The organism is Pseudobacter sp. (genome assembly GCF_051955275.1).
Lineage (GTDB): Bacteria > Bacteroidota > Bacteroidia > Chitinophagales > Chitinophagaceae > Pseudobacter.
The window spans coordinates 1-15,579 of sequence record NZ_JBQCGW010000161.1; the positions used below are offsets into that span (position 1 = coordinate 1).

Consider the following 15,579-nt stretch of genomic DNA (forward strand, 5'->3'; position numbering starts at 1 on the left):
AAAGGGAGTAAGTTTTAATATGGATGTTTTATACTTTTGTTCATAATTTTTATTTGTTTAAAAATAAATATTTCCGCTCGTTGTGCCCTTTGGTGGGGGGGGCCGCGCGCGACTGGGCACACCCTGCAAAAAAAGGCTGCCCGGTTGGACAGCCTCAATACTTTTCGGTTGACAAGCTTTACTTCACCACAAAAGGCACAGACACATTACCCCAGAGCAGGTTCACCTGTCCGTTATCACTAACGGTAAAGGTCATGCGCTCGGAAGCTGTTGGCGCTTTTACGGCTTTAACGGTCACGCGCAGGGCATCGTCATCAGCCTTGTATTTATAAGCACCCCATTGCTGCCAGGTTTTGTTGAAGATCAATACCCACTCTTTTTCACCGGGAATGGTGAACAGACCATACTTACCGGCAGGCAATGCCTTTCCATCGATGGTAACATCTTTACTTACTTCAAATACAGTAGCCTCGTTGGCCCCTGTACGCCATACCTCGCCATAGGGAGCGATCTCCTTGCCGATGGTGCGTCCTTTTACTGAGGGCTGGCTGTAATCGATGGTCACCGTAGCGCCGCTCTGAATGGTAGCGGAAGCTTTGGCTGGTGGACTTGGGCGTTTTTCTTTATCCTGTTGCGCGAATAGAATGGTTGCGCTCAGTAACATTGTTGAGAGGAACAAAAGCTTTTTCATTGCAAATGATTTTTGATAAAATGAATTTACCCCCTCATGGCTGCTTTTCCACCATTGTTTTCAGGTTTCCCAGCGATTTCTCCATGGGCGGTCCTAATTGCTTATCAAAAATGATGCTACCAATTTTCTCCCAGGGGTACCATCTCAGTTTGAAATCGAAATACCATTGCAGAACGGTCACCCCGTTCATGTTGAAACAGGCAAATCCAGAATGAATATCCCGGCCGCTGAGCTGGTGCCAGTCGGTCAGTACGGAGTCCGCTTTCGCGCTCTGTATTTTGATTTGCACCTGGTCTGAATGAAAGGCAGTCTCGGTATAGCTTACATCCCTGTATTCAGGATTGTTCAGCATTTCATTCCAGCCTTTCCAGTTCCTGATATCCCTTATCTGCGCCATAACGGAGTCCACCGGCGCATCTATATTGGTGGCACGGCTCACTCTTACTGTGGAAGGAATGAGTAAACTTAACAGGAAGATCACAAGGAAGATCACCACAAAACTGATGACACCTAATTTTATTAAACGCATATTAAAAACGGATTATTCCCATTTGATTGTTTTCACGGCCAGTGTATAAGCCACCGCGCACCATGCCAGGAGGATGCCGATCTCACCCCCAACTTCCCATATATGAGCTCCCTCGAAAGAGATCTTACGCATGGCATCATTCATGGCAGTAAGCGGTAAGGCCTTGATCACCGGTTGCAAAAACTCCGGAAGCAGGTTCTTGGGGAAGAAAGTACCTGATAAAAAGAACTGGGGGAACATGAACAGGTTGGCGTATACGGGTATCACGTGCTGGTTCTTCGCCAGGCCACTGATGGTATAACCAAAGCCCATGAAAACCACCACGCCCAGGAAACAGAGGAAGATCATTTCCAGGAAGGTCACAAAGCCATGGGCCAGTGTGAAATTATAGAGCAGCTTGCCGAATCCGATCAGCACCACGGCGGTCATCAGCTGAAAGACGATCCTGGCGATGCTTTCGCCCAGTACGAAATACATTTTTTTAAGCGGCGTGCTGAAGATCCTTTTCAGTACCAGGGTTTCGCGGAAGCTGAAGAAGGCAAAGGCTACACCGAATACGGCTGTACCGAGGAGTGAAAAACCGAGCATACCAGGGAGGTAGAAATCGATCATGCGGTAGGTACGGCCTTCTACTTTTTCGGAGGTGATGGTAGCGTAGGTATGTGGTGAAGGCGTGATCATATTGTTCACGCGGTTGATCACATTTTCAAGAACTCCCTGTAATACAGGCAGGTCGCGCATTCCTGCGGAAGTGGTGGTCAGATGCACATCATAGCTTGCTTTGCCGCCTTTTTCGAGGCTTCTGATTTCTATCAGTGCCGCAACCCTGCCCTTCATCAGGCGATCGCTCAATTCTTCCTCTGTACCGGTTTCCACTTCAACACCGGGAACCTGTCCGCCTTTGATTGCCTGGTAGATGATATTGGCCGTATCACTGTTCTTTGTGAACGCGATATCCAGGGAGATCCCTCCCCTGTTCCCACCTATGGCGCCGAAAATAGTGATCAGCACAATCGGGAAGAATAAACTGAAAAATACGGCCTGCGGACTTTTGAGTATGCCTTTGAAGCTGGCTTTTGCAACAGCCAGCATAGCTTTAACCTGACTATATGGTTGTGACATAGAGCCGCAAAACTAAGCGCTTTCCGCTGAAATCAAAACCATCATTTTACTGTATCACCAATTCAAAGGGCATTCGCGCCTGGGTAACGCCCGTCATGCTCTTTGCTTTTTTGATGGCCTGGTAGGTGCGGAACCCGTCTTCGCCCAGCTCCTGGCGGATGGCAGCCTGCGGGGCCGTTTCTTTGGTGCCGAGGATCATATCCATCAGGCTGCGTTTATCGGGATATTCGCGTAAGCGGTAGTCAGTTACTTTAGCCATGCGCGCAGCGCAGGCAATGGCGTCATCCAGACCGCCAAGCCGGTCAACCAGTTTCAGTTCCAGCGCCTTGCTGCCGATCCATACACGCCCCTGACCGATACTGTCAACATATTCCATGCTCAGCTTGCGGCCTCCGGCAACGCGGGTCTTGAAATCGAAGTAAGTGCTGTCCACATCATTCTGCAGGTAGCGTTTCTGAGATTCGGTAAGCGGCTTGCTTACGGTCATGGCATCTGCATCGGGAGAAGTTTTCACGCCATCGAAGGTTACGCCCAGCTTCTTGTTGAAAAAGCCCTGCATATTGGGAATGAGGGTGAACACACCGATGGAACCGGTGATGGTATTGTGCTGTGCAAAGATGCTGTCTGCATTGCAGGCCAGGTAGTAACCACCTGATGCAGCCACATCACCAAAACTGACGATCACGGGCTTGTCGGCCTTAGCCAGGGTAAGTTCGCGCCAGATATTCTCACTGGCGAGGGCGCTGCCACCGCCGGAGTTGATGCGGAATACGATGGCTTTGATATCCTTATCCAGCCTGGCTTTACGGACCAGTGCGCGGTAGCTTTCGCTGCCGATGGACTCACGTTCTCCCTTGCCATCGATGATATCGCCCTGTGCAAAGATCACTGCGATCTTGCTCTTGCCATTCAGTTTGTAGTCAACGGCTTTGCCGTATTTGGCAACCGATATGAAATTGAGCTTATCTGCTTTGCCGATACCGAGCCTGTTCTTGATCTCGTCCTTCACTTCATCATCATACTTCATTCCATCCACCAGCTTGTAATTATAGGCGTCGCTGGCCGTTTTGATGAGGCTCTCATTGGCATAACGGTGAAGTGTAGCCGTATCCAGCTTGCGTGCTTCAGCGGTCTGCAGTAAAAAATGAGCATACAGTCCATCGAGCAGTTCGGAGCTCTGCTGACGGTTGGGTTCGGTCATTTTTGTTTCGCGGAAAGGCTCCGTGGCGCTCTTGAACTTTCCGGCATAAAAGATCTGTGGCTGGATATCCAGTTTTTCCAGTGTGCCTTTCAGGAACATATATTCCATGGCGTAACCTTTCCAGTCAACACCACCTTTAGGATTGCAATAGATCTTGCTGGCCACATTGCCTACGCGGTAACCGCTTTGTGAGATCACATCTCCGTAAGCGATCACGAACTTGTTGGCGGATTTGAAATCGGCCAGCGCTTCGCGGATGGACTCGCCCGTTGCAAAACCATTGGCATTGCTGCCGCAACGGAGGTAGATCCCTTTTACGGAGGAGTCTGATTTGGCGTGACGGATCAGGCGGAGCAGGTCGTACAGCGCCGGTATTTTGTTTTCGTCACTACTCAGTTCAGATAAAGGGCTTTCCTCTGCAATCTCCTGGTAGGCATCTCCCAGGTCAACCACCAGCACGGCTTTGGCGCCAACCATTGGTTTGTCTGAAGAAGCCAGGCTGCCCACCATGCCGATCATCAGAAAGAACGCCAGCACCGAGAACACGATCAGGGCCAGCAGGCTTGCGAGGAATATTTTGAAAAAGCTCTTCATTTACAATAGGGTTTTAAACAAAATTCTTTGATATTTGACCTTTGAGCAAGTGCAATATATGAATAAAGTGTATTTACTGATAGGCGGCAATATGGGCAACCGGGCCGGGCAGCTGCAAAAGGCTGTTGAGCTGATCGGGCAAAGGATCGGGACTGTTCTGCAACAATCTTCCCTCTACGAAACCGCCGCCTGGGGCAAAACCGACCAGGCTGCCTTCCTCAACCAGGCATTACTGGTCAGTACCTCACTGGAGCCGCTTCCGCTGCTGCAAACCATTCTCAGTACGGAGTTGGAGATGGGACGGGCCAGGCTGGAAAAGAACGGCCCCCGCACGATCGATATCGATATCATCTTTTATGAGGATGCCGTGATCAACGAGCCCGGACTGATTGTGCCACATCCGGCCATGAGCCAGCGAAGATTTGTGCTGACACCGCTTGCGGAACTGTCTCCCCACCTGCAACACCCTGTACTGAAGAAAGATATGCAACAACTGCTCAGCGAGTGCACCGACCCGCTGCCTGTACATAAATTCCACTAACCTTTACTTTTCCACATCGCCATCACCGGCCATTTTTGTGAGGGCAATTGCTTTATTTTGGCCCTTCATCCATGAAATACAATTTCATTACCATCGAGGGCAATATCGGAGCAGGTAAAACAACCCTGGCCCATCTTCTTGCCAAAAAATATGATGCACGCCTGATCCTGGAAGCTTTTGCCGACAATCCCTTCCTTGCCAAATTTTACGAGAACCCTAACCAGTATGCATTTCCGCTGGAACTGTTCTTTATGGCGGAGCGGTACAAGCAGCTCAAGGAACTGATCCAGACCCGCGATCTCTTCAATACCATCACCATCAGTGATTATCTCTTCACCAAATGTTTGCTTTTTGCCAAGGTGAACCTGCCGGAGGAAGAGTTCAGGCTTTATCAGAAACTGTTCGAGATCATTCACCAGCAACTGGTGCAGCCCGACCTGCTCATCTACCTGCATGCACCTGTGCAGAAACTGCAGGCAAATATCAAAAGGCGCAACAGGCCTTACGAGCAGCAGATCCCGGACGATTACCTGTTCAATATCCAGCAGACCTATACGCAGTACATCAAGCAGCATAATATCAAAACGCTTTTCATCGATGCCAGCAATGCGGATTTCCTGGGCAATGAAAAACATGTACAGGTGATCCTGGATGCCCTGGAGAAAGATTATGAGCCGGGTCAGCATTATTTCACATTACCCTAAAGGAAATGTCAGCTGCCTGCTTATTTTTGTAAAATGGAAGCAGGAGATCTTAGTCCGGAAAGTCCGTTTGCAGTCCTTAAGCTGAAAGAGTTCCGGTTATACATCATACAACGTTTTCTTCTTTACCATGGCCATGAGAATGATCGCTACCGTAGTCTGGTGGCAGATGTATCTCATCACAAAAGACCCGCTGGCGCTGGCTTTCATCGGGTTGTCCGAAGCCGTTCCCGCAGTATTGCTCTCCCTTTATTCAGGGCATGTGGTAGACAGGTCTGACAACCGAAACCTGCTGGTGAAAACAGTGCTGCTCTATGTGTTGTGTGCCGCAGCGCTGCTCACCATCACCATTCCTTCTGTGGAAGATTCGCTCAGTAAACATTTCATTCAGTATTCCATTTACGTTATCATTTTCTGCACAGGTGTGATCCGGGCCTTCCTGGGGCCTGTCACCAATTCCATCATGGCGCAGATGGTGCCCAAATCTTTTCTGCCCAGCGCAGTCAGCTGGCGGAGCGGTACCTGGCTCGGCGCTTCTGTACTGGGTCACGGTTCAGCCGGCTTCCTCATTGCTTATGCCGGATACACAAAAACATTCGGTCTCATCATTCTCTACATCCTCATCTCTGCAGCGGCAGCTTTCCTGATCACGGCCAAACCGCCACAACATAAGAACAGGGAACAGAAAACATGGGACAGTGTGAAGGAAGGCCTGAAATATGTGATGGGCACAAAAGAGTTGCTGGGGGCGATGGCCCTTGATCTGTTTGCTGTGCTGTTCGGTGGCGCAGTAGCCATGATCCCTTTCTTTGCCGGTGAGATCCTGAAGGTAGGCGCTATCGGATTCGGCTGGCTGAATGCCGCTACGGATATAGGTTCCGCGATAGTTATCATTTATCTTACTTTAAAACCACTGAAGAAAAACCAGGGGCTCACGTTACTCTACGCAGTTGCCGGTTTCGGCATCTGCATCATGACTTTTGCTTTATCAACCTCCTACATACTAAGCTTTGCAGCACTATTGATCAGTGGTGTGCTGGATGGCATCAGCGTGGTGATCCGCGGCACTATCCTGCAATTGAAAACACCCGATGAAATGCGTGGACGTGTTTCTGCCATCAACAGCATGTTCATCAATTCAGCCAATGAGATCGGAAGTTTTGAAAGCGGACTCGCAGCGAGGATCATGGGCATAAAGCCGTCTGTAGTATTCGGCGGCGCTATGAGCGTATTGGTAGTGATCGGCGCCTGGATCAAAGCGCCCAGTCTCCGAAAATTCAATTATTAATTACGCAGTGCCGGGCACACCTGGTTATGGCCGGGCAGTTCTGCTACTTCTCATTAGCCAGCAATTTCTCCATCACCACAAACACTGCCGGACAAAACTCGGAGTTCTTCAACGTCAGTTGCGGACGTTTGAGGATCACATCTTCATCCGTATACGGGAAACGGTGACAATCAGAAGGTCGGTCATCATAAATACTGCAATAATTATCGGCGCCTAAAAAAGGGCAGGGCGTTGAACGCACCACATAATCACCTTCTTCATCCAGCTTCAGATAGGTATCTATGAAAGCGCTCTCCTTCATCCGGAGCAGTTTGCTGATGCGCTTGATATCCGGAGTTTTGAAGCGGGGAGAGTAATTCTTGCAGCAGGCGGCACATTGCAGGCAGTCGATCTGACTGAAGGCCTCCTCGTGCAGATCAGGTAACTGCTTCAGTACTTTATTCTTATCCGCCATTTTCAGGAAATGTTTGTACTGCTTCTGGTGCTCAGCGGAACGCTTCTTCCACTGTAATTTTTCCAGCGCTTCTATTGAATGACCATTTCCGAAAAGGGGTTTCGCCACCTGGGTATAAATTAAAAATTGGTTAATATGAACTGCCCCGCAAAATTACTGACTATTTAGTCATAACATGGTATTTAAATTGAATATCACGTTGTATGAATACGCTGCAACAGCAATTCGTTACGCTGGTATCCACACCATTCTACGTGATCATCATCGGGATCGAGGTCCTGCTGAGCAGCCTGCACCATACCGGTACCTACCACTGGAAAGATACAGTCCATAATTTTACACTGAGCATTTTAGGCGGATTAACGGACCTGCTGATGCGCGCCGTTTCTCTGGCGGTAATGAGCTTTTGTTTTGCAAGGGCCCTTTTTTCGCTGCCACATACCTGGATCTACTGGATCATCCTGGTATTGGCCGTTGACTTCCTTCATTACTGGCTGCACCGGCTGAGCCATACCAGCCGATTCTTCTGGGCCGTTCATGTGAATCACCATTCCAGCCCGCATTTCAATTTCACCACCGGTTTCCGGGCTGCCGTGCTGGAACCTTTTTATCGTTTCATCTTTTATCTTCCATTACCATTCATCGGTTTCCAGCCAATCGATGTGCTGCTGGTCTATTCCATCCTGGAGATCTGGGCCATCTGCACGCATACCGAAAAGATCAAAAGTTTAGGGATACTCGAATTTATCCTGGTAACACCCTCCCATCACAGGGTTCATCATGGTTCCAACATCAGGTATCTCGACAAGAACATGGGTTCTGCCTTCATTATCTGGGATAAATTATTCGGCACTTTTCAGCAGGAACTTCCGGCAAAAGAATACGAACCTATCCGTTACGGACTGACTTCCCCCCTGAAAAATGAAAACATTCCATCGCTTGTATTGCACGAGTGGCGCGGCATCTGGGCCGATCTTAAGCGAAAGGACATTACATGGAAACAAAAAATACAATATGTTTTCCGCGCTCCCGGATGGAGCCACGACGGCAGCCGCCGGACCAGCCATCAATTAAGAGAATGTGAAAGGATTGGAAGAATTGAATAAGCTGATTACTTTTGTGGCACCGTGGAAGCCATCAAAGAACAATTACTGATCCTCATCAGCACCCCGATCTACCTTTTAATTATAGGTGCTGAAGTCCTGCTAAGCAATTACCGCCACCGTAAAGCTTATACATGGAAGGATACCGGCGTGAACCTCTACCTAATGCTGATGAATGGGGCGCTGGACCTGCTTTTCCGCGGCGTCTACCTGGTGATACTCGATTACTTCTACCGCCATCATATTTTCAACTTCGATCACGTTATCGTATATTGGTTCATGTTAGTACTACTGGAAGATTTCCTCTACTACTGGCTGCACCGTTTCGATCATGAAGTCCGTGTATTCTGGGCCGTGCATGTAACCCATCACTCCTCCGATCTCTTCAACTTCACCGTTGGATTCAGATCATCTGTGTTCCAGCCTCTCTATCGTTTCATCTATTTCATTCCGCTGGCACTGATGGGCTTTTCGCCGCTGGATATCATTTTCGTGTATTCGGCCACCCAGATCTGGGGCATCTTCGTACATACGGAGTTCATTAAAAAAATGGGATTCCTGGAGCATTTCCTGGTTACACCTTCGCACCACCGCGTGCACCACGCCAGCAATCCGAAATACCTGGATAAGAATATGGGCATGTTCCTGATCATCTGGGACAAGATCTTCGGTACATTCCAGCCGGAGTTGCCTGAGGAAGAATACCAGCCGATCAAATACGGTCTCACCTCCCCGCTGAAAAAGGAAACACCGGTAACGGTGGTATTCCATGAATGGACCAGCATCTGGAAAGACATCACCCGCACCGATATCACCTGGCGGGAAAAATGGTACTACCTGTTCGGTCCTCCGGGATGGAGCCACGACGGCAGCCGGCAGACCAGCGATGAAATGCGCGCTGAAGAAGATGCAGCAACCTGCAATTCAAACTTATTGCAGGAAGAACCTGTGCCCCTCAAATAGCTACTGAATTCCCACCATTCTTAACAGGAACATATAAAAGTGCCTGCTCTGGTAAATATACAGGGCCATGGCGGTCATGGATACTAACATCCAGAGAAAGGTAGACATGATGCCTACCAGGAACACCTTTACCCGGTTCCACACACCCCGCATTTCCAGAAATCCACTCAGGCCCCAGGCCAGGTAAATGGAATGGAAGATCATGCCGATCAGGATAATAAGCTGGTTGGCCTGAAGACCGGAAAATATGATCTCGAGGGGGATAATGAACAACGCGAATACCAGGTTGTTATAAGAAGTGAAGAAGAAATTTGCTGTCAGGTGTTCGCTGTAATTGTACCCTTTCCTACGGAAAGAGAGCCAGGTGATCAGGCTCAGGAAGGGCACGGCTATCAGCCCTACCACATTGCCGTACTTGGCCATAAAGTACATGGCGTTCCCGGCCCTCGTCATGATGGCAGTATAAATAGCCCTGCCTTTAGCCGTAGGGATACTGGCCAGGATGGCCGGGTCAGGGCCGTGCTTCATGACTGACTTGTGGAGCATGGTGGAGGCGAACACAAAAAGCACCATCACCAGCAGGAAAAACGTAATGGGATTGAAATATTTCTTTCTTTTACCCCGCACATATTCCCGGGCCACGGTTCCCGGACGCAGGGTCAGCTCCCTCAATAGGTGCAGAACGCCCTTGTCTGCATGGGTCAAAGCATGAAAAAAATCGTGTAACAGATGGGAGAAAGTAATCCGGTGTGTATTGGTCTTCTGGCCGCAGTTGGCACAGAAATGCTGGCTGACCGCCAGCTCTGAACTACAATTCAGGCAGATAGCAGGGTTCATGTGACAGTGTTAAAGGAACCGTAAAATAAACCTTTTTCCCCAATGAATCCACCCGTCCCAACAAACAGCTGTTAGTGTGATTTAATCAATGTAACTTTGCACCTCTTTTTAGCGCAAAAAGTATACAATAACATACCATGAATCTGTTCGAACAACAAAACGCTGAATTTATCAGCCGTCATATCGGGCCCAATGAAGCAGAGACGAAGCAAATGCTCTCTACCATAGGTGAATCAAGCCTTGAGAGCCTGGTCAGCAAGACCGTTCCCTCTTCCATCCGTATGAATCAGCAGCTCAGTATCCCACCCTCCATGAGCGAATATGAGTACCTGCAACACATCAAAGAGGTTTCTTTGAAGAACAAAGTGTTCAGGAACTATATCGGTCAGGGATATTATGACACCATCACGCCCAGTGTGATCCTGCGTAATGTTTTTGAAAATCCGGGTTGGTATACCCAGTATACGCCCTACCAGGCTGAGATCAGCCAGGGCCGCCTGGAAAGCCTGCTCAACTTCCAGACCATGGTGAGCGACCTCACCGGACTGCCCATCGCCAATGCGTCCCTTCTGGATGAAGGCACTGCAGCAGCCGAGGCCATGACCATGTTCTTCAACACCCTCAACAGGGACCACGATCATATCACCCGTCCTAAATTCTTTGTAGATCAGGATACCTTCCCACAGACCATCGACGTGATCATCACCCGCGCTACCCCCGTAGGCATTGAAGTGGTGACAGGAGATTACAGAACCGCGAACATCGACAATACTTATTTCGGTGCGCTGGTTCAGTACCCGAACGATAAAGGATCTGTGGAAGACTACCGCCAGTTCATCAACCATGTACATGCAGCCGATGCGTATGTAGTAATGGCAACCGACCTGCTGGCCCTTACCCTGCTCACTCCTCCCGGAGAGCTGGGCGCTGACGCTGCCTGCGGATCCGCTCAGCGTTTTGGTGTTCCCCTCGGATTCGGTGGACCACACGCTGCTTTCTTTGCAGTGAAAGAAGATTTCAAACGTACCATCCCCGGTCGTATCATTGGTGTGAGCATCGATGCACAGGGCAACCGTGCACTCCGTATGGCCCTCCAGACCAGGGAACAGCATATCAAACGCGAAAAAGCCACTTCAAATATCTGTACCGCCCAGGCATTGCTGGCCAATATGGCTGCGATGTACGCCGTATTCCATGGCCCCGAAGGCCTGAAGAATATCGCCAAACGCGTGACCATCCTGGCCAACGCCCTCAGCGAAGAACTGGCTGCAGACGGATACGATGTGGTTCACAATAATTTCTTCGATACCGTTGTGATCAAAGTGAAAGATGCCGCTGCCATCCGCGCCAAAGCAGAAGCCGCAGAGATCAACTTCCGCTATTATCCCAACAACCTGGTAGGTATTGCAGTGGACGAGACCACTACACTCTCCGATGTGCTGGACATCCTGCTGCTGCTGGATCAGCCCAATGATCACAGCGTAGCCGGTTTCACCATCAGTGACGATGCGGGCCTCTATCATCTGCCTTCTTCACTCACACGTACCAGCAACTACCTCACGCATCCCGTGTTCAACACGCACCACAGCGAAACACAGATGATGCGTTACATCAAACAACTCGAGAACAAAGACCTTTCTCTCAATACATCCATGATCTCCCTCGGAAGCTGCACCATGAAACTGAATGCAGCCAGCGAGATGATCCCGCTCAGCTGGAGCCACTGGGCAAAGATGCACCCGTTTGCACCCGTTGATCAGACACAGGGGTATTATCAGATCGTTTCTGAACTGAGCGATTATCTCTGCAAGATCACTGCCTTCGACGCCTGCAGCCTGCAACCCAACAGCGGCGCCCAGGGCGAGTATGCCGGTCTGCTGGTGATCCGCGAATGGCATAGAAGCCGTGGCGAAGGACATCGCAATGTGATGCTGATCCCCATCTCCGCTCACGGTACCAACCCTGCCAGCGCAGTGATGTGCGGTATGAAAGTGGTGGTGGTGAAAGCACTGGAAAATGGTTATATCGATGTAGCTGACCTGAAAGCAAAAGCCAACCAGTACAGCAAAGAACTGGCAGGTATCATGATCACTTACCCAAGCACCTACGGTGTGTACGAGGAAACAGTGAAAGAGATCACCAGTATCATTCACGAGCATGGTGGTCAGGTTTATATGGACGGCGCCAATATGAACGCTCAGGTGGGCCTCACCGCTCCCGGTCTGATCGGCGCTGATGTTTGTCACCTCAACCTCCACAAAACCTTTGCCATCCCTCACGGTGGCGGTGGTCCCGGCATGGGGCCCATCTGCGTGAAATCGCACCTGGCTCCTTACCTGCCCGGTCACGTTTCCATTGTGAACGGTAAAGAAGCTACCCATGCTGTGAGTGCAGCGCCGTTCGGCTCCGCCTCCATCCTGCTCATCAGCTACGCGTATATCCGCATGTTGGGTGTTACAGGTGTGAAAGCAGCTACTGAATATGCGATCCTTAATGCCAACTATATGCGCGCCCGTCTGCAGGAGCAATTCGAGATCCTGTACCTGGGTAACAACGGTACCTGCGCACACGAGTTCATCATTGACCTGCGCCCCTTCAAGAAATCTGCAGAGATTGAAGCGGAAGATGTGGCCAAACGTCTGATGGATTACGGATTCCACGCTCCTACCCTCAGCTTCCCTGTACCAGGCACCATCATGATTGAGCCTACAGAGAGCGAGGATAAAGCTGAACTGGACCGCTTCTGCGATGCTATGCTCAGTATCCGCGAAGAGATCCGTGGCATCGAAGAAGGAAAGACCGATAAAAAAGACAACCCGCTGAAGAATGCACCGCATACACAGCATGTAGTGATCAGCTCCGACTGGAGCCGCAGCTACAGCCGCGAAACAGCCGCATTCCCGCTGCCTTACGTGAGCGAGAACAAGTTCTGGCCAAGTGTAAGCAGGGTGAACAATACGCATGGCGACAGGAACCTGATCTGTACCTGCGAGCCTGTTTCTGCTTACGCAGAAGCTGAAGCGAACTAATATTTCAGCACCGGAATAGAAATGGGGCACTTCATAACAATTGAAGTGCCCCATTTTATTTTCGCAGTGCCCAGTTGCTCGCGTCCCCGCGGTTCGATTATGTCTTTGATTTGTTACCGGCCGGAACAGGCGTTTTCGTTTCCAGCTTTTGCTTGATCCGCTTCCGCGTTTCCGCCACCGACCTGATCATATCCGGATTGGTCAGTTCAGGCATCAGCGCATCGATCCACTTCAGCGCGTAAGGCAACGCGGCCTTGCCTTCTGAATACCAGAGGATCTGCTCCGCCATCATCTTCATATACATCTCTCTTTGTTTCCCTTTCAGGATATTGAAGGAAATGGAATTGTCGATGGCCTTTGCCATATTTTCCCATTTGGTGAATTTGTATTCTGCCGGCGTGAGATAGGCCAGCCACTCCGATGCTTTCTCGTAATCCGTTTTCCGGAGATAGTTCAGCATCTTGTAAAAAGAGCTGTCTTTGGATGGAGGCTTGTGACCGAAGATGTAGAAACTCGCCTTCGCAGAAAAATGCCTGTCGATCTTATTCTGAACGATGGATTTACCGAAGAGCTTGTAGAATTCTTCTTTGTTATCGAACACATACAGCATTTCACGGCTCACCGGATCATCATTGTATTTCACAAAAAGATCCCAGTAGAATTTCTCTTTCAGCTGCTCCAGCGGACCGGAAAGGACGGACTTCACCAGTGCATTCATCTTATCGGTGTAACGTGCTATCCTGAGAGTTTCCAGATATGCCAGCAGGAACCGGGGATCACGGTCACCCTGCGCATATTTCCTTTCCTGTGTGGCCAGGTTATTGGCCGTATCTATGCCCTGCCTGAATCTTTTCAGCAATTCATCGCCTTCACATTTGCCTACCATGCGATGCATCAGTTTGCCTTTCTGATCCAGGATCAGTAATACAGGTTCACTGTCCACACCATACAGCTCGCTGAGTCTTTTCTTTTCTGCGCCCACATTGTAATCAACACTCACAAAACGTTCGTTGATGAAATCAGCCACACTGTCAACCGTGAAGATGATCTTCTTCAGGTACATGCAGGGCGTACAGGTGAGTGAACCGAAATCCAGGAAGATGAGCTTGTTCTGCTGCTTTGCCATGGTGAGCACTTCATTGAATGGCAGGTTTTCTTTCAGGTCCACTTTGCGGTTCTGCGCCGTGGCATTAATGGTAAGGAGGATCAGCAGGCTTATTGTTAAGAACTGTTTCATAGACAAGTAATATTAATAGATGTTTTCTTTGAACCGGATCCCATCGATACAGAAGTAGGATGGTGTATTGATGATATCATTTGTTTTATCGGTAGACTCGAAATAAAAAGTGAGGCTGGTAACAGCACCTAATGACTCCAGTGAAACCGGCAGCCAGTCGCCCACCGTGAAATTCCTTTTCAGATCATCAGACCAGCGGTCTGCCATCAGGAAATTTACTTCACCTGCTGGCTTTGTGCCATTCATGCCTTTGATGATCACTTTCACATAATCCTTTTTTGCCGTGGTCAGCAGCCTGGTGCCAGCGGCCCATGTTTTCACAGGCTTGCCTGCCACGGTTGTACCCTGCGCATACATCATGGCCTGGTAGAGCAAGGTGGTGGGCGCAATCAGGAATTTATCAACGGTCAATGGTTTGTCGAATGTGATGATGGCATCATCTCCGCCAGGATGCACCACCAGGAAGTTGCCGCCTGCGTGCGGCGCAGTACCTGAATACACACTGAATTTAGTGGAATCGAGCGAGGCTTCCTGCGTTACATAATTGCGGAAGTTGCGGTTGGAGAGCGCAAAGCCGGTCCAGTTTGACCCATTCTTCACTATATTGAAAGTGGCAGGGCCTGTCTTCAGCGGCTGGTCCGGAACCAGATGGGTGAAGCGTTCCAGCTTCAGGTCTTCGAACAACATATCGGTGGGATACAGGAAAGGGCCTGTATCCGATTTGTCGTTTCTTTTGCTGCAGCCTGCAAGCAGTACCAGCAGCGCATATAGAAACAGGGATTGTTTACGCATAGTCAGATGATTGAGGTTAATATACCAGCGCCTCGTAGCCCGGGTTCTGGATCACTTTGTTATTGAATTTCATTTCCGATGTTGGCAGTGGGTAAATGAAGCGGTCTTGCTCCAGTGCCAGGTTGTTCCTGAACGAATAGATGAAAGGCTTGCCTGTATTCACGTCGATGAAACGCAGGCTGGCCATCCAGTCGGCTTCATTTTCTATATGCAGTTCTTTGAACAGCTCTTTGAACAACAAAGGGTAGAATTCACTTTTATCTGTAATAGTTGTATCAAGCAGATTGGACCTTCTCCTTACAACGTTGATGGGTTCAATCGCCTCCGCCAGCGGCTTGCCGGTCTTCTCCAACAATTCCGCCTGCAGGAAATGCAGCTCGGTCAGCCGAAGAAAATAAGTGGTGTATTTATCGTTATCACCGCCTACCTGCCTGCCCTTCCTGGCCAGTTTCTTGGGCGCCCACTTGAAAGTATTGTTATTGGTGATGGGGGATTTT

At 49.6% G+C, this 15,579-nt stretch carries 15 protein-coding genes; 6 read left to right on the forward strand and 9 right to left on the reverse strand.

Annotated features, from left to right (window positions below):
• Nucleotides 1–178 precede the first annotated feature (178 nt).
• Genes ACTHMC_RS13730 through sppA form a run of 4 tightly spaced genes read right to left on the reverse strand, consistent with a single transcriptional unit; the run spans nucleotide 179 to nucleotide 4,137 of the window.
• A complete protein-coding gene (locus ACTHMC_RS13730) occupies nucleotides 179–691 on the reverse strand; it encodes a DUF2911 domain-containing protein (protein WP_440413810.1) in 513 nt (170 codons plus the stop codon).
• Nucleotides 692–725: 34 nt separating this feature from the next.
• Entirely contained in the window at nucleotides 726–1,220 is a 495-nt protein-coding gene (locus tag ACTHMC_RS13735) for a hypothetical protein (RefSeq protein ID WP_440413811.1), read from the reverse strand.
• A gap of 12 nt (nucleotides 1,221–1,232) precedes the next feature.
• A complete protein-coding gene (locus ACTHMC_RS13740; RefSeq protein WP_440413812.1) occupies nucleotides 1,233–2,342 on the reverse strand; it encodes an ABC transporter permease in 1,110 nt (369 codons plus the stop codon).
• 46 nt (nucleotides 2,343–2,388) lie between these two features.
• The gene (gene sppA, locus ACTHMC_RS13745; protein WP_440413813.1) at nucleotides 2,389–4,137 is read right to left on the reverse strand and encodes a signal peptide peptidase SppA; all 1,749 of its coding nucleotides are present in this window, start codon (nucleotides 4,135–4,137) and stop codon (nucleotides 2,389–2,391) included.
• Between the two features lie 58 nt (nucleotides 4,138–4,195).
• On the opposite strand from sppA, the gene folK reads away from it, so the two are divergent.
• From folK to ACTHMC_RS13760, 3 genes are all read left to right on the forward strand, one after another.
• A complete protein-coding gene (folK, locus tag ACTHMC_RS13750; RefSeq protein ID WP_440413815.1) occupies nucleotides 4,196–4,678 on the forward strand; it encodes a 2-amino-4-hydroxy-6-hydroxymethyldihydropteridine diphosphokinase in 483 nt (160 codons plus the stop codon).
• A gap of 71 nt (nucleotides 4,679–4,749) precedes the next feature.
• Complete coding sequence (locus tag ACTHMC_RS13755; RefSeq protein ID WP_440413817.1) at nucleotides 4,750–5,382, forward strand: deoxynucleoside kinase; 633 nt, start codon at nucleotides 4,750–4,752, stop codon at nucleotides 5,380–5,382.
• 133 nt (nucleotides 5,383–5,515) lie between these two features.
• Nucleotides 5,516–6,667 carry an MFS transporter gene (locus tag ACTHMC_RS13760; protein WP_440413818.1) on the forward strand — a complete coding sequence of 384 codons (1,152 nt, stop codon included), beginning with the start codon at nucleotides 5,516–5,518 and terminating at the stop codon, nucleotides 6,665–6,667.
• Nucleotides 6,668–6,710: 43 nt separating this feature from the next.
• On the opposite strand, the gene ACTHMC_RS13765 is transcribed toward ACTHMC_RS13760, so the two are convergent.
• Complete coding sequence (locus ACTHMC_RS13765) at nucleotides 6,711–7,229, reverse strand: YkgJ family cysteine cluster protein (RefSeq protein ID WP_440413819.1); 519 nt, start codon at nucleotides 7,227–7,229, stop codon at nucleotides 6,711–6,713.
• Nucleotides 7,230–7,324: 95 nt separating this feature from the next.
• Between ACTHMC_RS13765 and ACTHMC_RS13770 the strand changes: the two genes are divergently transcribed.
• Both ACTHMC_RS13770 and ACTHMC_RS13775 read left to right on the forward strand, forming a co-directional pair.
• Nucleotides 7,325–8,227, forward strand: a complete 903-nt coding sequence (locus ACTHMC_RS13770) for a sterol desaturase family protein (RefSeq protein WP_440413821.1) — start codon at nucleotides 7,325–7,327, stop codon at nucleotides 8,225–8,227.
• 21 nt (nucleotides 8,228–8,248) lie between these two features.
• The gene (locus ACTHMC_RS13775) at nucleotides 8,249–9,187 is read left to right on the forward strand and encodes a sterol desaturase family protein (RefSeq protein WP_440413823.1); all 939 of its coding nucleotides are present in this window, start codon (nucleotides 8,249–8,251) and stop codon (nucleotides 9,185–9,187) included.
• Here ACTHMC_RS13775 and ACTHMC_RS13780 read toward each other — a convergent pair whose 3' ends face one another.
• On the reverse strand, nucleotides 9,188–10,024 hold the full coding sequence (locus tag ACTHMC_RS13780; RefSeq protein WP_440413824.1) for a DUF3667 domain-containing protein: 837 nt from the start codon (nucleotides 10,022–10,024) through the stop codon (nucleotides 9,188–9,190).
• A 137-nt stretch (nucleotides 10,025–10,161) separates the two neighbouring features.
• Between ACTHMC_RS13780 and gcvP the strand changes: the two genes are divergently transcribed.
• Nucleotides 10,162–13,053 (forward strand): aminomethyl-transferring glycine dehydrogenase, encoded by a 2,892-nt coding sequence (gene gcvP / locus ACTHMC_RS13785; RefSeq protein WP_440413825.1) that lies wholly within the window; start codon nucleotides 10,162–10,164, stop codon nucleotides 13,051–13,053.
• A 97-nt stretch (nucleotides 13,054–13,150) separates the two neighbouring features.
• On the opposite strand, the gene ACTHMC_RS13790 is transcribed toward gcvP, so the two are convergent.
• The 3 genes from ACTHMC_RS13790 to ACTHMC_RS13800 all read right to left on the reverse strand — a co-directional run.
• Nucleotides 13,151–14,290, reverse strand: a complete 1,140-nt coding sequence (locus ACTHMC_RS13790; protein ID WP_440413826.1) for a thioredoxin family protein — start codon at nucleotides 14,288–14,290, stop codon at nucleotides 13,151–13,153.
• A 12-nt stretch (nucleotides 14,291–14,302) separates the two neighbouring features.
• The gene (locus tag ACTHMC_RS13795; protein WP_440413827.1) at nucleotides 14,303–15,082 is read right to left on the reverse strand and encodes a DUF4465 domain-containing protein; all 780 of its coding nucleotides are present in this window, start codon (nucleotides 15,080–15,082) and stop codon (nucleotides 14,303–14,305) included.
• A 16-nt stretch (nucleotides 15,083–15,098) separates the two neighbouring features.
• The coding region (locus ACTHMC_RS13800) for a RagB/SusD family nutrient uptake outer membrane protein (RefSeq protein WP_440413828.1) at nucleotides 15,099–15,579 on the reverse strand (481 nt) is incomplete at its 5' end.